Source organism: Azohydromonas australica DSM 1124 (assembly GCF_000430725.1).
Taxonomy (GTDB): Bacteria; Pseudomonadota; Gammaproteobacteria; order Burkholderiales; family Burkholderiaceae_C; genus Azohydromonas; species Azohydromonas australica.
Genome location: NZ_AUMO01000084.1, coordinates 1 through 17784, shown reverse-complemented (window position 1 = coordinate 17784; position 17784 = coordinate 1). Strand labels below are relative to the sequence as shown.

Genomic DNA, 17784 nt, shown 5'->3' with positions numbered 1-17784 from the left:
GCCACCACTGGCTTCGGCAAGGCTTGAGCCCTGTCCTGCTGGCGTTGCACTCGCACGTGAGTCTGGGTGTCACGCCAAATTTCGACCCGGCTCAGGGGTCAGGCATGGCCGGGAGGGTAGGAAAAACCGGCGCCGCGCTCTGTCTCGTACCGCCTTTCCTCATCCAACGCCTCCAGTACCGGATCGGGTGAGCCGCCCTCCCGCAGGTGGTCCTCGTACCAGGCTGCGATGAGAGCGCAGACAGCATCATCATGCCTGCTCACCAGCGCGGCAAGATCCAGCCCGCTGGCCTCGCAGATGGCCTGGATCGGGGCGAGCTCGAAGTGAATGCTACCCGTTACAGGATCGCGAGTCAGGGCAAGGTCCTCGAACTCAAGACCGTGCGGGATGGTGGCCTGAAGGCGAAGCATAGGCATCTCCATGTTTCTTCGGGTGGATCCAACGCCAACGCCAGCGCCAGCGCCAGCGCCAGCGGCTCGGCGTGCGTTCGGTTTCCCCAATGTCCCCGGATGTAGAACACGCCGCAAGCCCAGCCCATGAACCATTTATCCAGACCCGCACTTCGTGATCACAGCGGACAGTTGAAAGCCGTTGGACGTTTTCGGCAATGGGCATCGGCAGATGATTCCACCTCAGGCACCTGCCGCGTGCACATTGTGCTGGGCGAGGTCGCCTCCCTGCCGTGCTGCGCACCTGAAGCATTGCGTGGTTTGGGCTGACCTCTGCTGGGATGCAGATGCATGCCGAGGAGATTCCAGCTTGAAGCCATCTCGAACTCATCGACGTCGCGCTGGCTCACTGGGTTCAAATGTGAGGGAATTTGTGGTTTCACCATCCACTTGGACCAGCTACGGGACACGCAAGCACAAGGGCAAGTTGCCGCTGTCCGCAGGGCCTGAAGCACCCCGCCGCAAGCGTGCGTCCGGTAGCCGTTGCCGGCAGCCAGGACGCGTCGCTACGCGCGAGTGACCATCGATCAAGGTGCCCCTCAAAAACGCGGCCCGTGCCGTCCTCAACGCCGCCGCCAAGGCATGCTATCGCGGCACCAAGACTGGCTTTTGCAGAGCCGGCAGATGTTGGAGGGGGAGGCAATGCAGCAGTACGAGACGGCGCTGGAGAGGGCACAGCGCCTGGCCAGTGAAAGCGGGGGCCGGGCAGCCGCTCAGGCCACGTGGATCGAAGAATTGAAGCGCCTGGGCTATGACACAGAAGACGAAGAGCGCAAGCTGGCCTTGATGAAGGAGCAGACCTGGAGCGCTTACGCGGAGCTGACCCGCCAGCAAGCTCTGGCCGAACAGCAGTAGCGGCTGCACCGTCACGTCCGGCAGCATGGTGCCGAAGATACGGGGCCACCAGCGACCTGACACCAGCGTGCAAGCAGCGAGTGGCGCTCTTTTCCCGCCAGAAAGCCCAACCGAGTGCCTTGTCCGGCAGACACGCCGTGTGTCAGCGGTCAGCGCCTCTACGGAGTTGCGCGACGATGCCCATGACTGCAGCCGTCACGATGACGACGCAGGCGACGGCTTCCAGCCACGGCATGTGCTGCTGCGGCAGGTAGGCCGAGGCGATTCCAGCGCTGACATAGATCAACAGCAGCAAGCCAGCAATTACTCTTGCCATGAATCTTCCCCACCTCCAAGGCTACGGCCCAAGATAACAGTTGTCACCGCAACGCCCTGATGCAGGTTACGACGTGATGGGCAGATGTGCCGCCGGGCAGCCAGAGCCCGATCAAGCATGTCCGGGCGCGTGGGCGAACCCGCCACCATGTTGCGTCTCCAATCGAGCCTCTTGCATGAGGTCCTCCTGTACCGGGTCCGGCACACCACCTTGCACGATATGGACCTCGTACCAGGCCGCAATGAGCAATCCCACGAGCGGCTCTGGTCCTTGGACCAGTTCTTCCAGGTCCAGGCCACTGGCTTCGCAAATGGCCTGGATGGGCGCCATCTCAAAGTGCACCAGCCCATCATCCGGGTTGCGTGACAGGTGCAGGTCACCGAAATGCACGCCATAGGGAATGGTCACGCGCAGCCGTTGCTCTTTCATGTCTCCTCCCTGCATCGCCTTGCAGTGTTCTCCCTTCGTTGCTGGTTCGGGCAGCGGGTTCATGAAAATCCACGCCCCGGGACCCGGCGGATCCCGGGGCGGGCGGTGTTCACCGCAGTCCGGCGTCAGGTCGGCGTGGTTTCGGATCCCGGCATGTCGGTCGCCGGCGGTGCCTCGGGAGCCGCCGCAGACTCTCCATCCGCGGCCCGTTGAGGCTCGCCAGCACCATTGGCGCCGGTCTTGCGAGCGGCTTTCTTGCCTGCCGCCTTCTTGGCAGGTGTCTTCTTGGCTGCGGCTTTCTTGGCTGCCGCCTTCTTCGCTGATGCCGTGGTGGTGGTGGCCGCCTCAGTGACCGGCTCAGCATCAGCCGCCGTGGCCTGAGTGCGCGTCTTCTTCGCAGCAGCCTTCTTGGCGGCCGCCTTCTTCGCCGGTGCCGCAGCCGCTTGCGCGGCGCCAGAGGCTTTCTTGGCCGCCGGTGCGGCGGTCTTGGCGCCGCGCGGAGCGCGGCCCTCCTCCATGCCGAAACGCCGCGCAAGCTTGGCGTCCTGCGTGGACAGGTGTGCCCCCTTGGCCGTCACCGGCTGCTCCAGCGACACGTTGCCGCCCTCCTCCATCCTCGTGAGCGTCTGCGCGAGCTTGCCCACCGCACGGGAGAGCTGCTTGAGCGTCTTGGCGCCGACGGCGAGGTTGGCCAGATCGACCTTCAGGCGGTACACGGCTGCAGGAGCCGCCTGCGCGGTCTTGGCCGCGCGCGAGGTTTTCACCGGAGCGGCTTTTACGGAAGCCTTTTTCGATGCGGGAAGTTTCTTGCTGGGCATTTGAGTGTTGCCTCCTCAACGGCAGTGAGTGGAAATCCCACCATCGAAATTATGAGTTCGAAGTAAACCGATTGGTAACCCTCGCTGCGAAATAGCGTCCGTCGAAACCAAAATCTGTTGCTCGGACGACTCAACTTGGCATTCCGGGTGCACGTTGGAACCGCAGCGATGACGGTGGAAGCTCGGGTCAACAAGCAGGACGCACCGCGCAGCGGCCGCTCCACATGCAGCCAATTCACCGCGCCATCCAAACTGTCGCAGGTGAACTGCCACGCCGAACAGTCAGGCGAAACGCGCGAAATGCTGCGCCGCATCAGCCCAGTGACGAAAACGCCAACGCCAACGACTCGCAGCGTTGGGGAGCAGCAAAGCCAGTGCGTTCACGGAGAGACGGCTCTTGAGCATGGACGTATCCGCCACTTCGTACACTCTAGCCTCATTTCCCTGAAGGCAGGCAGTTGGTCATGGACGCAAGGGCGCGGCTTGCCGCACAGATTCTCGAAGAAACTTGGCGAGCGCCGACCATGCAAACCTGCCACGCCGCGGCGGCCCTGGCAGGCGTCAGCCTGGTGGATGCTGATGATTGCGACGATGGCGCCTGTTGCTGCCCTCGCTGCCCGTGGCGTCGGACCGCAAGCAACTGGCGCCTGCACGGTGACGGGCAGCCTGGGCAAAACATTGGAGCAGGAAGTTGATGGAGATCGACACGAGGGTCGCGGACCGAATGCAGCTCGGGACCACAGGTGCACGCATGGAGACCTCTGACCGCAGGACTGTGCGTCCTGGCCTGGGCGGGGGCGGCCGATGAAGGTCATCCTCGACTGCCCCTTTGAGCAGCGCAACCAGGTCAAGGCGCTGGGCGCGCGCTGGGACCCGGCGATCAAGAAGTGGTATGTGGTGGACCCGCCGGACCTGGCCCCATTCGCACCGTGGCTGCCAGGCGACGTGGCGGACTTCGTCGACCGGCCCGTCGCCGGCGAGACGAAGGCGACACCCAAGCCCGCACGGAGCGCGGCGTCGAAGAAGCCGCAGCAGCCTCGCCGCCAGAGCGCGCCGCCGCCGGCGTTGCCTGTACTTTCGCCATGGCTGCCAGCGCAAGCTGCGACCGACGATGACGGCCCGCCGTGGGATTGAGCAGGGAGCAGACCTGAGTGCGGCTGAACCGATGCAGCCGTTGTCTCGCACCGCACCGATCGTCGTACAGACCTGCAGCGCGGCGGCCGCTTCGGCGCGCCGTCTCGACAGCCGCGGCAGACGCCGCGCTTGCCGCACCCTGCAACGGCCCCGCGGCCTTGAATGTGGCCAGGCTCGCCAGACGCAGTCGCTTGGCTATCTTCTCTTTTGCGGCTGCAAGCGCCCGCAAACGGCATGCGACACCCATGGTCGGGAAGCCGGCACCCGTGTGTTGATCGCCGTGCCAGGTCAGCCGGCCGATGCACCGAGCCGGCTTGGCCGCTGCGCGGCGGCTCGCGGCGCTGTCCATGCGGCCGCGAGAAGCAGCCCGCGTGGATCAGGACACGAGGGCTTTTTCCAGCAGCGCCTTGCGCGCCTGCGTGAGCCGCTCGACCGCGGCCACCACGGCCTGCGACGCGCTCTTGTACCCGGCCACGACCGGTGCGAGCGCTTCCCTGGCCAGGCTGTCTTGCAGCGCAGCGTTCAGGAACTGTGCGCATTGCGCATCGAGCAGCTTCACCGCCTTGACTACGAATTCGTCGGCCTGTTGCGTGGCCTGGATGAAGTCCGCCGTGAGGCCGCGCGCATCGCGTGCAGCCGTCCCGAAACCCAGTTGGCCCTGGAACAGTCGGGCCTGTTGCTGGAAGAACGCCGTGCTGAGCTCGCTCCACTGCTCGGCTGCTTCCTGTGCCTGGGTGACGAAGACGTGATTCATGGGTAATCCTTGGTCGGAGGTTGCGGCCTGGTTGAAGTGAGGGACCCGATGCTCGCGGAACGCGGGCCACCAAAGCGGGATTTCAACACGGTAGGCTGCCACGCCAGCCGCCGGCGTCGCTATGCACGGCACACGCCCTCTTGAAGTTTTCCGCCGTCAGCACCACGAGACGCCTTCTCCTTCCGCCTGAAATCCAGATGACCGCGCGCGACCAGAAGCCCGGGAACAAGACGTCCAGTGACGGGATGCGGTACCCGGCCAAGAAGCCGGGCCCTGCTTTCGGCGCGCCAGTGCTGGGCAGCAGCTCGACCACCATGTCCTGCTTCAAGCGCGGCCGCTACAAACTCCTGTCAGAGCTGTCGACCAAGAAGATCCAGGGGCGCAATCAGAAGGCCTGCGCAGTGAGCTGCCAGGCAAGGATCTGAGGCCCCACCGGGCAGGGCTTGGACTGCCCTTCCTGCCGTACCGACCGGTACCGACGTGAATCCGAAGGAGCTGGCTACGCGCCAGCCACGGCCAGCTGGACACGCCGACTGCAAGCCGCCACGCTCAACGGTGACCGGACACGATCACGGCCGCTGCGCCAAGTGCTGCAACGGCCACCGCCAATGACGGTTCGTCACGCCGTGATGGCTTGAAAGCGGCACTTTTCATGCGAGCCCGCGGCCGTGGTGTGACCGCGCTGCAACAGCGGCACAGCCCAGGCCCGCCCGCGCGGCACAGTAGCGGCCCATGTCTTCCACGCTCGACCAGCAGCCCCCAGAGCTGCTCCAGACCTTCTACGCCCGGCTGTCGAATCGCTATGGTGCTCCCGGCGTGCGCCTGCTCGACTTTCCCGGCCGCTGGCTGGTATTTCGAACCGCGGATCTGGCCGCCGGCGCGGAGCGGGCCGTCATCGACATCGATCTGTCGGAGCACGACACAGCCAGGAGCCTGGCGGAGCTGGAGTCCAGGGCGAAACTTGCCGTGGGTGATGGCCACGATGCGACGCTGGTGCTGATGTACCTCTCCAGGCGAATGCGCCTTGGTCAAACCCCGCATGCCACGCCACCAAGGACGGCCCTGTCCATCACGCTGTGGAGCCTTGCGCATCCCACGGCACTGACAGGGCGCATCGAGCTCGACGAAGCGGGCATGCCCGTCCGGATCGGGACGGCCGACGCCTTACCCCGAACCGCAAGCCGCGGCACACACTGACTGCTGCGGCAGCGCAACGCCGACGGCAGACTTCGCTGTCCGCCCTGGGCGCGCTGTCGCTCAGCGCCGGGCGGTCCGAGCGGCGGCTTGAAGCGGCACCATCGAGGCACTTGCGAAGCCGCGGCGGCCGGGTATCGGGTGACTACGCCATGCAGCAGTCCGGGCGACCGCAGCCGGAACCCGAGGTCAGCGCCGCGGCCTTGCGATAGGCCTCCAGGCGCGCAGTCAGGAAAGCCTGCTCCTCCATGGGCAGCCGCTTCTCCTGCAGCCGGCGCTCGAGCGCGCTCAGGGCAGCCGCGGAGATGCGCTGAACCTTGCTCGCCACGAGATCCATGGTGCAGCTGGCTTGGATTTCAGTTTCTTGCTGCGTGCAGTCAGGCATGGCCAATTCAACCGGGAGAATAAAAACCGGCCGCGGAGTGTTTTCAGGAAACGGCGTTGAGGACCCGAAGTCACAGTGACGACGCTGGCGCTGCTGGCTCGGACTTGACCGCACGAGTCCCATGCGGCATTCGAGGCAGCGAATTCTTGCGGCTGTGGCCAAATGTGTCTATTCGGGATTGCCGCAGGGTGCAGCAAGCAGGCTGCGCCGATGAGTAAAAGTTCCGCGGCCGACAGACCTCGCCACGCCAGCGCCATTGAATCAAGCAGCGCGGACAAGTGCGTATACCGTGCGAACGGCCAAGCACGCCGGACACTGTCGCCGCGACCGACATAGATCTCCTGCTTCGCCGCCGGCTGCTGCCGGCCTTCAATCGACTGCTCAAGGCTCCTTGGCAGACTCAGCGCACGGTTGCGACATCCGCGATGTATTTCACCAGGTTGAGGCTGCAGAGCATTGTGAGGAAACGCCGCCGGCGCAGCCTTGCCGCAACCGGTGCACCGACGACCCCTTCAGATTCGTGCGTCCACCCTCCTCTGCAGTTGTCCATTGCCGATGACTGCCCATGAGTGCCCGCGACGCAGACGCCAAGACGACGATTTCCAGCGACAGGTTGAGGTACGCGGCCAAGAAGCCCGGCGCGGCCTTCGGCGGTGTCACCCTGGGCAACGGCTCGGTCACTGTTGTCGTGCTTCAAGTGCGGCCGCCACAAGCTCCTGTCTGAACTGCTGACCAGTGAGATCCTGGGGCGCAACCAGAAGGTCTGCGCAGTGAATTGCCAGGCAAGGACCTGAAACCCCATTGAGCAGGGCTCGGACGGGATGCCCTGCCCGCACGGACCGGTGTCGACGAGAACCGCAAGGATCTGGCCGTGCGTGCCGTGCTCCAGCCATGGCCGAATCGGCGCTTCAGCGGCAAGCCATCACAACTGGCAGACATGGTCATGGCCGCTACCCGAACCACTACAGCGGCAACCGCCGGTGACGGCACTCCCGGCGCCTGCGCAGGAGCTTTCCCCTGAATCTTCGAGTCGGACTGGAGGCTGCCAGTGCGAGGGCTGCCGCCGCGCCCGACCCGCGACTTCAGGCAGCGCCAGCCCATCTTGTCCTCAGGTGAGCGAATTTGGGGACCGGACGCAGGTGGTCTACGCCATTCGCGCTGGGGTCTGTTTCGGTCGGGATCAGGCTCGGGTCGCAGCGCGCGGCCAGAACAAGGCACGGTTGCGGTGCGCTCGTGCAACCTGGAAAAGCGCCCGGCATGGGACGACGCCTGCAGCGGCCGATGAGTCAGGCCTCAGGCAAGTCCTGTCCGGGTGAGCTTGCCCGCAAGGCCGGTCTGACTGCGTAGGGATAGAGCAGCAGGATGTAGCGTCGGCCCGCGTGGCTCAGCGTGGCCAACGTGTCGCCACCGAGACCGTGGGCAAGCTCCACGTTCTTCTGGAAGGCCCGATTGGCCGCCATCCACTTGTTGCCCACCTCGCGCACCTCATAGGCCTCGGCGTGCAGCGTGCAGTCGCCCACCCGCAGTGTGCCCAGCAGGTAGCTGGCCGGGTGGCCGCCACTTTCCTCACCGCACGGCTCCAGGCCCAGTGCTTCTGGACTGATGGCCAGGGGTTCCGCGGAGGGCTGCTGCGTGCCTGCCGCCGGCCGTACCTGATCGGCGTGCAAGGCGTAATGCTCAATTACCTGTTCATCGTTCGATACCTGCATGCCGTAGTCGCAGAAGCCGTCCACGACTTCCACCGCACGCTCGGGGCTGTCGGCGACGACGGCGACGACGGCGAAAGTCGCCGGGACGTTGAAGGTGGGCATGTTGATCTCCTTGGGACGCCACAGAAGGCGCAGATTGGGCCAATGCCAGCCAGCCCGACTCGATGGGTTGAAACTACACCATCGATTCGCCGAATCCTGTGCGCGGCGCGACAAGCGCGCCGTGTTTTTCGCCATGGCCAAAGACCTGCGCGACGCGGGTAACGCCCGCGATGCGCGCGGCGGCGCCGCCCCCTGGAGCAGTGCAGCGACAGCTGCACCACCCACGCCGCCGGCACCCCACCAGCTGCGGCCGTGGTCGACTGAAGTCATTGCCCACGCTCTCACGGCCGACCTAGCATCCGTGTGCAGCCGGACCACCGGCTCCGGCGGCACTCCAGCGCAGAGGAGGCGCCACCCATGGCATCCGACGACGATCCGACCCCGCAGCCTACGGTCACGGTGACGGTGCAGATTCCTGTCGAGCGGCGAATGGAGCTCGAGCGGCTGCTGCACGACTTCGCCAGCGGCAAGGTGCGGGCCATCGCGCCGGCGTTCGACTTCGCCGCGCACGACTATCGGGGCGCAGCACAGATGCTGGTGCACGACCCGGACACCACGTACACGCTGCGCAGCCGCATCCTCGAGGACGACAAGCGGGATCCGACGGCGGCACTGGCTGACGCCGAGCAGCTGCACGCCCTGCAGGCCAAGCGCTTCAATGAGGCCGGAGACACGGCCCCGGTGGCCGACGGGCGTGCTGGCCAGGAGCAGACAGGCGTCGAGGCGCTGCGGCGGCTGTTCGAGGTTGCCAAGGGCAGCTCAGCGCAGTGCGGCCGCGTCGCGCGCTTTTTGCTGGGCCTCTACAACGGCGCTCGGTTTCCCTTCGAGCTGACGCAGCTGCGCAGCGTGGAGGAAGCGGTCCTTGAGGATGCGGTAAGGGTGCTGCGCATGGACGCGTCGCTGGTCGGCCGGGAGGTCCATGAGTACCTGGCCCACGGTGGCCCCGAGTTCGAGAGGCTGGCCGAGACCTGGTACGTGCTCGATGTCCACAAGCTCAAGCGCATGGTGAAGGAGCTGTCCCGGCACATCCCTGCCGATGGACCGTACGGCCAGGCCGTGGCCGAGCTCGTGCGGTACGTCGAGGACAACCACTGAAGGCGGCCATGGCCGGGTCGCTCACCCAAGCGAAGTCTGATGGAGTCGCGCGGATCAGCCTGCGAAGCGCACCATGCTCGCAACGGCATGGGCAAGACCGATCTCGCAGCCGCTCGTGCAGTTGACCGTGGGATGTCTCAGGTGCTGCTCCAGCGACCAGCCCGCCGGGCGGCGCTGCTCCCACCACGCTTTGGCGTCGTCCATGGTGCCGGGCAGCGCGTTGGTCTCGCCTGAATGTACCGGGTGGAAGGACGGGTCCTGGATTGACATGGTTTTGCGGGCCTCTTGCTGCGGTGCACACCGTTCCAGGCCAGATCATGCACACACGCGAAGCATGCAGGGCCGCAGGTAACGGCTTCATCAGCCCGGAGCCGACGACGTGGTACACGGCTTTGAAGACGGCCCGGGCACTGCACGAACCGGTGCGAATCGTCGCCAGCCCTGCATGAGTGAGAACCGAAGGCCACTGGGCAGCGCTGCGGTCCAGTGCTTATCGCGTCTACCAGCTGCCTTTTCTTGCTTGCGCGCGCATTGACCCCGCACCCGCCGCGAGAATCGTGTGAGGGCGATGCCAGAATCCCGTTTCTTCCTCACTCACCTGTGCAAGCGAAGCATGAACCGTAACGATCTGGCTGCCCTCCTGGCAGAAACGCACCAACTTCCCAAGGCGAGTGCTGCCAAGGTCCTGAGCACCGTGATTGACGCGGTGTGCTCGGAGCTCAAGAAGGGCAACGTCGTGGCCCTGGCCGGCTTTGGCAGCTTCAAGGTCGGCCAGCGCGCCGCGCGCACCGGCCGCAATCCCGCCACCGGCGACAAGATCAAGATCGCCGCGCGCAAGCTGGTGAAGTTCTCGCCGTCCACGTCGCTGGCGGGCCTGGTGGATCCGAAGTTCGCCAAGGCCCGTGCCGAGAAGGCCGCCGCCAAGCAAGCGGCCCAGGCTCCGGCCAAGAAGGCATCGGCCAAAGCGGCCGCACCGGCAAAGAAGGTCGCCAAGAAGGCGGCGGCGAAGAGAGCTGCCTGATCTGATCACGGATCAGGCATCACAAACCGGTTGCTGCACCAGCTCAGGGCCAACGCCAATATCATGAAAAAGCCCCGCAGTGCGGGGCTTTGCCGTCATGGGACTTCGGTACTGTCCGTACCGCCCATGGCACAAGGCACTGCGGCAGCGGACGACATTCGTAGCAGTCCGCCGCTTCGGGGCCCGCGCGGCGTCCGGGCCCATCGGGTGCAGCGACACCCTGGCCTTTCACCAGCGCAGCCGCTTCAAGACATGTGCTTGCTGACCAGGCCCGTCATCTCGAACATCGTCACCTCGTCCTTGCCCATGACGGCCTTGAGTGCGCCATCGCACAGGATGTTGCGCTTGTTCGCCGGATTCTGCAGGTTGCGCTGCTTGATGTAGTCCCAGAGGCGTTTGGTGGCTTCGGTGCGGGGCAGCGGCTCGGCACCGATGATGGCGGCCAGCTCAGGGCTGGGCTTCAAGGCCTTCATAAAGGCGCCGCTTTTCTGGGATTTGGTTTCAGCCAAGTGAAATCCTCATGAACATTGGGATGGCAGAGCATACCGCCGCCAAGACAGCTGGGTCAGGCGCCGATGGATTGGCAACGTCCCAGCGCAGTGTGACGCAGCATTCCCCCCATACCGTAAGGCGCCTGAAAGGCCTCCGTTGAGCTTTCATCTACACTGGGACTGAACGGTTCCCGTCTATCAGATCAGCGGGTGCTGATATGCGCTGCGATCATGTAGCCGTCCTTCGCCGGCAAAAGGCCTCCTCGCCCTGAGGGTTGCGGCTGCGGCAAACACGCGATCCGGTCATGGCACGGAACTTGATCAACCGTGAGCATGTCTGATGGGCCCGGGGTTGCGACAGCAGTCGCAATCGCTGGCTTGGTAAATACTTGGTGGAGCAACACTTGGCAAAGCCCAATTGGCAACCGAAGCAGCGTGACGGCAACCGCGGGCGTGGCCGCGACTACCCTGACCCGACCCGGGATAACGTGATCTTTCACCCAACGTCCAACAGGCGGCCCGATCGGCCGCGGCAAGACAACAAGCCTCCAGTTGCCAAGCAAGGGGTAAAGGGCGCCTTGCGTGCTGCAAATCTGCGCCTGCTGCTGGAAAACGCGCCCGTGCCGGAAGCCATGGCGCTGGTGGCCGAGGTGCCCCTGGAGCGCCTGGAAGCCATGTCCCAGGGCGCGCTGTGTCCCGACGAAACGGCCTTCCATATCGAGCGGACCCTGAAGCTGCCCGGCAAATGGCTCGATGGTCTCAACAAGGAAGTGCCGGCGCGCACGCTGCATCTGTTGAAGAACCCGGATCAAGCCGAGTTGCAGGACGACGAGGACTTTGAGGATGGTTCCCCGGCCGTCCCCGTGGTGAGCCCCGCCTCTGCGCAGCCCGTGACAGAGGTTGCAGCTGTGGCTCAAGCGGCGCCAGCCCTGACGCAGGCCACAGCGCATGATCCTCATTCCCCGGCCCAGGGAACCGATGATGCGGCTTCAGCCGTCGTGGAACCCGCTGCCCTGCCCATCAGCACCGAAGTGGCCGGGCCAGCGCGAGAAACAGCGGGCTCGGCCGCAGGCGCCCTCCAAGCGCTCGCCTCTGCCGAACGCTCGCAAGCCGCCGGCAAGCGCGCGGCAACGGCGTCCAGGCGAGCCGCGGCCACCGCTGAAATCCAGTTGCCCTTGTCCGAGGTCGACCCTCCCTCGGAGTCCGGACTGAACGAAACCTCCGCCATGGCTTCTCCCGAATTGCGCCAGCAGAACTTGGCCCTGCTACTGCAGGGTAAGGGAGCCAAGAGCGCGCTGGCCAGAGTCCTCCATGCCAAGCCGCCGTACGTGTCGGCCATGCTCAGCGGGCGCAAGAGCCTGGACAAGGAGCTCTGTCAAGGCATGGCCCGAGCGCTGGGCTTGCCCGATGACTGGTTCGAAGCACCTCGTACCGCGGCGGACATTCCTGCAGTCACGCTCCAACGCCTCGCGTCGTTGCGGGACACAGCGGCCAATGTCGACACCGCCGAGAGCGGCAGCGACACGGCTGAAGCGGCACCCGCGCCTGCGGCTGACAGCGGCACATCCGCCACAGCCACACCAGCGGCGGTCGCGTCGAGCGAGCCGAGTACCGCCCTGGCGGGCAGCGCTGAAGGCGATGCCGCCTTCCAGGACGCCGCCGCCCAGGCCTCCCAGCAGACGCGACGGCGCGCCCGCGGCGCAGCCCAGCGCGGCGGCCAGCAGCTCGTCGAGCCCACAGACCTGGTCGAAGAATCCACCGACGCCGCGACCACCGCGCCGGTCCGGACGGAGGTGCCGGCGCCGGTCGAGCCTGAAGTTGAGCCTTCGGGACAAGCGCCTGCGCCGGCATTGAGTACCGAAGTCATGGCATCTGCTGCACTGGTTCCGGTTGCAGTGCCGATCCAGGCTCAGGCACATGCGACAGTGCAGCAAGCCGCCCAGCAAACCGCTGACATCATGCCGGTGTACTCGCAGCCCTTGGTGATAGAGGGCGGCCTGGCACCCATCACGGAAGCGCTCATCAAGATCCTGGTGCTCAAGGCCAGGCAAGGCGCGCTGTCGGAAGACAAGGCCTTTAACCTGCTGGGAGCCGTGCGCTTGCTCTGAACCGAGGCGGCTTCGCACGAGCAGCCGTGCGGCCGCCTTCGCGGCGGTGGCCGCTTCGCTCTTGCGCCGTACCCTGCCCTGATACAGCGACAGGTCAAAGCAAACGGAGCATGTTGCGGCCCCGGCGGCATCGTCATCACGGTGCGCCAAGGGCGTTGCCATGCCCGCGCCGAGATTGCCACACAGGCCACGGCGAACGTCGGCAGACCACAATGGCCAGGCCAATGGAAATGCTCATCGTGACCAAGAGACCGCCTCTGTTCACTGCCGCCGCGCAGGCGCTGGGCGGCTTCACGCACCGGGTCGGCTACGTCAAGCGCAGCGATTGACCGGTGGCGTTTGCCGGCGCAGCACCTGGTAAGGCTGCGCGTGCGCAAGGACGACGATTCAGGATTGAGCCTGGCGCGGCTGGCCGTCATACCGGCAAGGCGGCCTTGCGGAGGCTGGAGCTCCGTCTACGCTTGAAGTGCTTGCTTGCACCCTGTTTGCAGTCATCCATCGCAGTCTGACCGCTCTCCTGACCGGCACACCGGTCCGGTCAAGCTTGCCTTGTGCCCCGTCCGGCACCGCGGGCTGTCGCGCCCATTGACCGGTGCGGCCTCGGCGTTATGCAGCACGACATCGCGATGCAGAAAACGCCGCCCTCACGGGATCGCTTGCGCGATCTTGGCGCCCTGCCTCGCCCAAGACTTGTCGCGCACAGGAATCACTGCGTACGAGGGTTTTCTGGCTGAGATCAACCAGCCGAGTTGGAGGACGGCACGGCCAGCTTGGCGGCGAAGGCGGGCGGAGGCTCCAGGCTGATCTTCACCGACGGATCGAAACGGCAAGTCGCCTCTTGGATCGCCGACCAGTGCCGAAAAGGCACGACTCCAACATTGAAGACCTGGAGATCGATCATGGTCTGGGCTGGACAAGCGAGCAGCTTCAAATGTCGGCAGGCCGGAGAGTCCATCAAGACGCCCAGGAGCGAAGGCTCCCGCGCCAGGACTTGCGTGGGGAGCATTTCGTCGAACAGCTTGGCGCGCCTGTCATCAGGCGCCAGGCCGGCACGAATCCACTCGACAATCTGGCCCTCCATGGAAGTCGCCATGCGCCGCATGCTGAAGAAGTCGTAGCTGCCGAGAGTTTCTGCCCTCATCACCGTCGGATTGGGCCGGTGCTCAAGCGTCACGGTGACATCAATCACGGTATGTTGAAGTTGGTTGCGCTTGGCATATTGATACGCTGCTGCAAACGCGTCCGGCTTGCTGGTTGTGCCATAGACGGCCGTCAAGGCGTCCGGCACGGGACTGACCAGTGGCACGCTGCAGTTCCACAGCGGCAGTACGCTCGGCAAGCTTCCCTCGTAAAAGACGACGGTTGAAAGTTCGATTGTGGACATCCAGTGATCTCCTTGTCGGGCTTTGCAAGGCTTGTGGGCTGCAGGTCAACCGCTGTTGTCCCTGGCGCGCGCACGAGCCTTCGCTTCCATTTCCCGCACCTGCTGCGCCAGCTCCGGCGGCAGCCACACCTCCACGCGCACCCAGTCCCGCGGGACATCGTGGGCAGCGGCCAGCACGCGATCGACAATGAAGGTGATGCGCGGCCTGGTCAGGCCATGCCGTTCGGCTACCGTGGCTCTGGAAACGCCGTCCACCAGCACTTCGCGCGCGATGGCCACGCTCTCCGGCGTCAGGCGGCCCAGCCGCTCGCCCAGGCTGTCGAACTCCTCGGCCGTCATCGAAACCTTCACCATCACGGTCCTTCGCAGTCGCAGCGTGAAGGGTAGCGGGCTCAGCCGGCACGGACCACTTCCAGGGCGACGGCCGCAGCGCGGCGTGCCTGGGCCGGGTCGATGGGGCGCGCTGGTGCCATCGGGCCCACCGACGGCCGCCAGCAGGTCCTGCAGTGCCTGCAGCAAGGCCTGGTGCTGCGCGCGCAGCGTCGCGAGCTCCTGGCGCCCTTGCAGCGCCTCGCGCTGCCATTCGAAGAGGCCTTGTTGCCACCACTCCTGCGCAGCTGTTGTGCTCATGGGTTTGACCCGCAGTCGTCAGCGGCGAGCTGATCAGGCATGGCGACCGCGCTCACTATCTGCCCGGCCAGGTAGTACGCCCGGGTGGCGCTGATGCGGCCCACGGTGAGTCCGACGGCTTGGCCGTTGACGGTCCAGATCGTTTCGTCGTGACGGGCGTCGTAACGGCAAGCGAGGCCGGCCCCGATGCCGGCCGCTGCCCGGTGCAGCGCGCGCCGGAACTGCTCCCGCGTGACGCGCCGGACTTCCGGCGTTGTCATGGCGTTGTCCCTCGGCCACTGCAGCCCACCACCTGCGCGCCAGGACGTGCCGCGCCCGCGCCCGCCCGCCGCCCGGGCGGGTGAGCTCGTGCTCGCGCTGATGCCGCCCGGGACCGCGGGGCGCCGCGGTGACGCGGCGCGGTTCGATGCCGGGCACGGCAGCCACGAAGTGCCGCGCGTGCGCGTGTCGCAAGGGCATGGTTCACGGCAGCTTCTCCGTGTCGGTGAAGTACGCAGCAGGCGCCAGTGGCAGGTCCTGCGCCAGGAAGGAACCCGGCTCGTTGGGCAGCGGCTCGCACACGGGGCAGCCGCCGCAGCTGGCGCGCTCCACCGCAATGGCTGCGAGCAACGCCGCCGTGCGCCCGGGCTGCTCCTGCTCGAAGGCCCGGCAGCCCATGGTCGCCGGCAGTAGCGTGCCGCCACGGCGCTGCCAGTGCCGGCACGTCCCGCATTGGCCGCTGGCGCCTGGAAGTTGCATCACACCGCCTGCGAAACGCTGGAGAACGATGAAGCGGTGGCGGCCCATGCGATGCAACCCAGCTCCATCGGATTGAAGCAGGCCAGCAACGCCCTGGCTGCGAAGTGGTGCGGCTCCACGCCGCCGCGCACCAGCGCCCAGGCGTCAAGATCCGAGTCCAGCATCGGCACGGCAAAGGGTAGGCTTCCGGCGGTTTGAAGCGCCGCGGCGGCGTCCACGCACTGCACCTGCAGCGCGCCGTGCCTGGAGCCGTGGCATTCGCTCAACACCCAACCCTCGCGCAGCGCGGCCACGTCGTGCGCCGGCCCGCGCCAGTGCAGGTCCAGCGCAGCCTGCATTTGCTGTTGACTGATCAGCGCACACATGGCGACCAACGTCCTTCCAGCGTGAAAGTGGCTCCGTACACGAAAGCGCATGCAAGATGGTTGCTCGGCAACGCCGGGGAGCGCCCGCGCAAGCTCCCCAGCTGGAGCTTGCGCGGCGGTGGTGTTCAGGCAGGCACCGCCGGCATGGCACCGACCTTCACCGCGAGCTCGCGCACGGCATCCCAGGCGCGCAGCTTCAGCCCCTCGCCAGCGCCGAACCACGCCGAGGTCATGCGCGTGTCGTCGCTGCGCCCACGCTCATGGTCCACGTAGTCCGTGACGGCGTTGAGCAGTGCCCATGCACTGCGGGTGCCGCAGAGCTCGGCGCCGATCTGCTCGCCGCCAAACAGGCTCAACAGCCGCTTGTAGCTGCGGCTTGCGCGCACGTCCGGCAGCGGCTGGTCCTTGGGCGGGCGCTGAACGCTAGACAGCAGATCGGCCACCAGCCGGTCGGCCTGGGCCTCGGTCACGTCGACCTCCGCCAGCAGCCGGGCCTGGACCAGCCAACGATCCCAGGCCGTCAGCACGATGCCCAACTGCTGGCGCACCGCGCCCGCGTCGAACTTCGTCATGTGCGGCACGCGCACGCACTGCACCACTGGCCCCTCGGTCGCGTCCTGCTCGGACGGCGCGCCAGTATCAGAACCCGCAGCCATGGTCAGCGTGTTGTGGCAAACGACCCGGATGGTGGTGAACTTGGCGGTGGTGGCCATCGTCCCGTCGTAGGAGGTCGCCAGCAGCAGGTACGGGCGCACCGTGTCATGCCCGACGACAGGCGCGCCATCGTTCACGCGCGCCAGCCCCCACACCCGCTTGCCATCCGACAGCGCCCCTGCCGTTTCCAGCACGAAGCCGCCGGCCTCGGCCAGCCGGCCGAAAAAGTCCAGCACGTCGCCGGGCTGCACCACGTGATAGCCGCTGCGACTCACGACGCTGAGCGCCGCGCCGGTGTCCGAGCGGTAAAGCACATCCCGGCCTTCCATGGCCTCGATGCGGTCGGATGCGCCGGCATGGGCGCGCTGGAACAGCACCGGCGTGCGCTCGACGCTGTAGGCGAGACCCGCTTCGCGGCGCCAAGTTTCAAGGTCGGCGCCGGCCGTCAGGCACTGCCCCAGCTTGTGCCAGGGTGCCTCGCCCACATACGCCATCGCAGCTTGGCCGGTGCTCGTGTCAATAAGGTGGGACATGAATTTCTCCAGTGCTGGGCGAGATTGCGGAATACAATTCAACAACGCCATACGCTCACTGATTTGCGCAACGCCTTGATGAATCCCATGTCTACAAATATAGGCGACCCCTTCAAAATTAATATCGATTAATTGTTCAACCGTGTAAGCAACAACGCCACCATCCAAGTCTCGGACGTTATCAGCGCATCAAGCCGCTGAGTTGTAAATCTATATTAACCTCCTTTATTAACTGGACAGGCGGCACTATTAGGACTTACGCAACGAGCACCATCCGCACCGCCGGGCTGCGCAGCTCGGCTCTTAGATAGTTGGACAGCATCTCGCGTTTGAGCTGATAGAGTGTTTTCCCGACCTGTCGCGCCTGAGCTGCCAAGCAATCCCAAACCAGCACGGCACAAGCAATATGGTTGCGCTGCATCCGGCCGCGCCGGCACTGGCATTTTTCCGCTCCAGTGAGCTGCTTGAATTCGCGATGAAACTGCTCAATCTTCCAACGCATGCCGCACGCTTCTTGTGTTGCATCCGTGGAATCCTGAGATAGATCGTTGGTCACGATCCAATCGATGCGGTGGGTGGACACCGGCACACGAAAGAGCTTCACCCGATGCTCAGGCGGA

The 17784-nt window shown here is 65.6% G+C and carries 23 protein-coding genes and 1 pseudogene; 8 read left to right on the top strand and 16 right to left on the bottom strand.

Annotated features, from left to right (window positions below):
* Positions 1-98 precede the first annotated feature (98 nt).
* Positions 99-410 (bottom strand): hypothetical protein, encoded by a 312-nt coding sequence (locus H537_RS43045; protein WP_051242624.1) that lies wholly within the window; start codon positions 408-410, stop codon positions 99-101.
* A gap of 681 nt (positions 411-1091) precedes the next feature.
* Between H537_RS43045 and H537_RS0114335 the strand changes: the two genes are divergently transcribed.
* Positions 1092-1304, top strand: coding sequence for a hypothetical protein (locus H537_RS0114335; protein ID WP_156901713.1), 213 nt, complete (start codon positions 1092-1094; stop codon positions 1302-1304).
* Between the two features lie 142 nt (positions 1305-1446).
* Here H537_RS0114335 and H537_RS52845 read toward each other — a convergent pair whose 3' ends face one another.
* The 3 genes from H537_RS52845 to H537_RS54955 all read right to left on the bottom strand — a co-directional run bounded on the left by H537_RS52845 (position 1447) and on the right by H537_RS54955 (position 2867).
* The gene (locus H537_RS52845; protein ID WP_156901712.1) at positions 1447-1599 is read right to left on the bottom strand and encodes a hypothetical protein; all 153 of its coding nucleotides are present in this window, start codon (positions 1597-1599) and stop codon (positions 1447-1449) included.
* Positions 1600-1731: 132 nt separating this feature from the next.
* Positions 1732-2112, bottom strand: a complete 381-nt coding sequence (locus tag H537_RS52840) for a hypothetical protein (protein ID WP_156901711.1) — start codon at positions 2110-2112, stop codon at positions 1732-1734.
* Positions 2113-2174: 62 nt separating this feature from the next.
* Positions 2175-2867, bottom strand: a complete 693-nt coding sequence (locus tag H537_RS54955) for a hypothetical protein (protein ID WP_211235012.1) — start codon at positions 2865-2867, stop codon at positions 2175-2177.
* Positions 2868-3671: 804 nt separating this feature from the next.
* Between H537_RS54955 and H537_RS43035 the strand changes: the two genes are divergently transcribed.
* Positions 3672-4001: a DUF5710 domain-containing protein gene (locus H537_RS43035; protein ID WP_043458838.1), complete on the top strand. Its 330-nt coding sequence runs from the start codon at positions 3672-3674 to the stop codon at positions 3999-4001.
* 376 nt (positions 4002-4377) lie between these two features.
* Here the strand turns inward: H537_RS43035 and H537_RS0114310 are convergent, their stop codons facing one another.
* Complete coding sequence (locus H537_RS0114310) at positions 4378-4857, bottom strand: hypothetical protein (protein WP_156901710.1); 480 nt, start codon at positions 4855-4857, stop codon at positions 4378-4380.
* 95 nt (positions 4858-4952) lie between these two features.
* Between H537_RS0114310 and H537_RS0114305 the strand changes: the two genes are divergently transcribed.
* Together H537_RS0114305 and H537_RS0114300 are read left to right on the top strand one after the other, a co-directional pair.
* Positions 4953-5180, top strand: a complete 228-nt coding sequence (locus H537_RS0114305; protein ID WP_028998463.1) for a hypothetical protein — start codon at positions 4953-4955, stop codon at positions 5178-5180.
* Between the two features lie 307 nt (positions 5181-5487).
* On the top strand, positions 5488-5952 hold the full coding sequence (locus tag H537_RS0114300; RefSeq protein ID WP_028998462.1) for a hypothetical protein: 465 nt from the start codon (positions 5488-5490) through the stop codon (positions 5950-5952).
* A 142-nt stretch (positions 5953-6094) separates the two neighbouring features.
* Here the strand turns inward: H537_RS0114300 and H537_RS54405 are convergent, their stop codons facing one another.
* A complete protein-coding gene (locus H537_RS54405; RefSeq protein ID WP_169517004.1) occupies positions 6095-6457 on the bottom strand; it encodes a hypothetical protein in 363 nt (120 codons plus the stop codon).
* Positions 6458-6899: 442 nt separating this feature from the next.
* Between H537_RS54405 and H537_RS52830 the strand changes: the two genes are divergently transcribed.
* On the top strand, positions 6900-7058 hold the full coding sequence (locus H537_RS52830; RefSeq protein ID WP_156901708.1) for a hypothetical protein: 159 nt from the start codon (positions 6900-6902) through the stop codon (positions 7056-7058).
* Between the two features lie 562 nt (positions 7059-7620).
* Here H537_RS52830 and H537_RS0114290 read toward each other — a convergent pair.
* Positions 7621-8145: a hypothetical protein gene (locus H537_RS0114290; protein WP_028998460.1), complete on the bottom strand. Its 525-nt coding sequence runs from the start codon at positions 8143-8145 to the stop codon at positions 7621-7623.
* A gap of 357 nt (positions 8146-8502) precedes the next feature.
* Here H537_RS0114290 and H537_RS49245 point away from each other — a divergent pair, with 357 nt between their 5' ends.
* A complete protein-coding gene (locus H537_RS49245) occupies positions 8503-9240 on the top strand; it encodes a DUF7673 family protein (RefSeq protein WP_051242623.1) in 738 nt (245 codons plus the stop codon).
* Between the two features lie 54 nt (positions 9241-9294).
* Here H537_RS49245 and H537_RS0114280 read toward each other — a convergent pair whose 3' ends face one another.
* Positions 9295-9510: a hypothetical protein gene (locus H537_RS0114280; protein WP_028998459.1), complete on the bottom strand. Its 216-nt coding sequence runs from the start codon at positions 9508-9510 to the stop codon at positions 9295-9297.
* Positions 9511-9808: 298 nt separating this feature from the next.
* Between H537_RS0114280 and H537_RS0114275 the strand changes: the two genes are divergently transcribed.
* Positions 9809-10261, top strand: coding sequence for an HU family DNA-binding protein (locus H537_RS0114275; RefSeq protein WP_169517007.1), 453 nt, complete (start codon positions 9809-9811; stop codon positions 10259-10261).
* A gap of 245 nt (positions 10262-10506) precedes the next feature.
* Here H537_RS0114275 and H537_RS0114270 read toward each other — a convergent pair whose 3' ends face one another.
* Positions 10507-10734, bottom strand: a complete 228-nt coding sequence (locus H537_RS0114270) for an SWIB/MDM2 domain-containing protein (protein ID WP_051242621.1) — start codon at positions 10732-10734, stop codon at positions 10507-10509.
* A gap of 422 nt (positions 10735-11156) precedes the next feature.
* Here H537_RS0114270 and H537_RS0114265 point away from each other — a divergent pair, with 422 nt between their 5' ends.
* Positions 11157-12860 (top strand): helix-turn-helix domain-containing protein, encoded by a 1704-nt coding sequence (locus tag H537_RS0114265; RefSeq protein WP_156901707.1) that lies wholly within the window; start codon positions 11157-11159, stop codon positions 12858-12860.
* Positions 12861-13596: 736 nt separating this feature from the next.
* Here H537_RS0114265 and H537_RS0114255 read toward each other — a convergent pair.
* The 7 genes and pseudogenes from H537_RS0114255 to H537_RS0114225 all read right to left on the bottom strand — a co-directional run.
* Positions 13597-14244: a hypothetical protein gene (locus H537_RS0114255; RefSeq protein WP_028998455.1), complete on the bottom strand. Its 648-nt coding sequence runs from the start codon at positions 14242-14244 to the stop codon at positions 13597-13599.
* Positions 14245-14289: 45 nt separating this feature from the next.
* Positions 14290-14874, bottom strand: a complete 585-nt coding sequence (locus H537_RS51040; protein ID WP_051242619.1) for a TrfB-related DNA-binding protein — start codon at positions 14872-14874, stop codon at positions 14290-14292.
* Entirely contained in the window at positions 14871-15134 is a 264-nt protein-coding gene (locus tag H537_RS0114245) for a hypothetical protein (protein WP_028998454.1), read from the bottom strand. Before H537_RS0114245 ends, H537_RS51040 begins: the two co-directional genes overlap by 4 nt.
* A 202-nt stretch (positions 15135-15336) precedes the next feature.
* Positions 15337-15612 (bottom strand): hypothetical protein, encoded by a 276-nt coding sequence (locus H537_RS0114240; RefSeq protein WP_156901706.1) that lies wholly within the window; start codon positions 15610-15612, stop codon positions 15337-15339.
* Positions 15612-15977: a hypothetical protein gene (locus H537_RS0114235; protein WP_043458836.1), complete on the bottom strand. Its 366-nt coding sequence runs from the start codon at positions 15975-15977 to the stop codon at positions 15612-15614. Before H537_RS0114235 ends, H537_RS0114240 begins: the two co-directional genes overlap by 1 nt.
* A 125-nt stretch (positions 15978-16102) precedes the next feature.
* Complete coding sequence (locus tag H537_RS43020; RefSeq protein WP_064735975.1) at positions 16103-17164, bottom strand: DUF932 domain-containing protein; 1062 nt, start codon at positions 17162-17164, stop codon at positions 16103-16105.
* 256 nt (positions 17165-17420) lie between these two features.
* Positions 17421-17784: pseudogene (locus tag H537_RS0114225) on the bottom strand (IS701 family transposase); the annotation flags it as partial.

Excerpts from the sequence above, each read along its gene's own strand:
- H537_RS54955 (WP_211235012.1), bottom strand. The coding sequence starts at position 2,867 with ATGCCCAGCAAGAAACTTCCCGCATCGAAAAAGGCTTCCGTAAAAGCC.
- H537_RS43045 (WP_051242624.1), bottom strand. The coding sequence starts at position 410 with ATGCTTCGCCTTCAGGCCACCATCCCGCACGGTCTTGAGTTCGAGGAC.
- H537_RS43020 (WP_064735975.1), bottom strand. The coding sequence starts at position 17,164 with ATGTCCCACCTTATTGACACGAGCACCGGCCAAGCTGCGATGGCGTAT.
- H537_RS0114290 (WP_028998460.1), bottom strand. The coding sequence starts at position 8,145 with ATGCCCACCTTCAACGTCCCGGCGACTTTCGCCGTCGTCGCCGTCGTC.
- H537_RS51040 (WP_051242619.1), bottom strand. The coding sequence starts at position 14,874 with ATGAGCACAACAGCTGCGCAGGAGTGGTGGCAACAAGGCCTCTTCGAA.
- H537_RS0114300 (WP_028998462.1), top strand. The coding sequence starts at position 5,488 with ATGTCTTCCACGCTCGACCAGCAGCCCCCAGAGCTGCTCCAGACCTTC.
- H537_RS43035 (WP_043458838.1), top strand. The coding sequence starts at position 3,672 with ATGAAGGTCATCCTCGACTGCCCCTTTGAGCAGCGCAACCAGGTCAAG.
- H537_RS0114270 (WP_051242621.1), bottom strand. The coding sequence starts at position 10,734 with ATGAAGGCCTTGAAGCCCAGCCCTGAGCTGGCCGCCATCATCGGTGCC.
- H537_RS0114280 (WP_028998459.1), bottom strand. The coding sequence starts at position 9,510 with ATGTCAATCCAGGACCCGTCCTTCCACCCGGTACATTCAGGCGAGACC.
- H537_RS0114235 (WP_043458836.1), bottom strand. The coding sequence starts at position 15,977 with ATGTGTGCGCTGATCAGTCAACAGCAAATGCAGGCTGCGCTGGACCTG.
- H537_RS52830 (WP_156901708.1), top strand. The coding sequence starts at position 6,900 with ATGAGTGCCCGCGACGCAGACGCCAAGACGACGATTTCCAGCGACAGG.
- H537_RS54405 (WP_169517004.1), bottom strand. The coding sequence starts at position 6,457 with ATGGGACTCGTGCGGTCAAGTCCGAGCCAGCAGCGCCAGCGTCGTCAC.
- H537_RS52840 (WP_156901711.1), bottom strand. The coding sequence starts at position 2,112 with ATGAACCCGCTGCCCGAACCAGCAACGAAGGGAGAACACTGCAAGGCG.
- H537_RS0114335 (WP_156901713.1), top strand. The coding sequence starts at position 1,092 with ATGCAGCAGTACGAGACGGCGCTGGAGAGGGCACAGCGCCTGGCCAGT.
- H537_RS0114255 (WP_028998455.1), bottom strand. The coding sequence starts at position 14,244 with ATGTCCACAATCGAACTTTCAACCGTCGTCTTTTACGAGGGAAGCTTG.
- H537_RS0114275 (WP_169517007.1), top strand. The coding sequence starts at position 9,809 with ATGCCAGAATCCCGTTTCTTCCTCACTCACCTGTGCAAGCGAAGCATG.
- H537_RS0114240 (WP_156901706.1), bottom strand. The coding sequence starts at position 15,612 with ATGCAACTTCCAGGCGCCAGCGGCCAATGCGGGACGTGCCGGCACTGG.
- H537_RS0114305 (WP_028998463.1), top strand. The coding sequence starts at position 4,953 with ATGACCGCGCGCGACCAGAAGCCCGGGAACAAGACGTCCAGTGACGGG.
- H537_RS0114245 (WP_028998454.1), bottom strand. The coding sequence starts at position 15,134 with ATGACAACGCCGGAAGTCCGGCGCGTCACGCGGGAGCAGTTCCGGCGC.
- H537_RS49245 (WP_051242623.1), top strand. The coding sequence starts at position 8,503 with ATGGCATCCGACGACGATCCGACCCCGCAGCCTACGGTCACGGTGACG.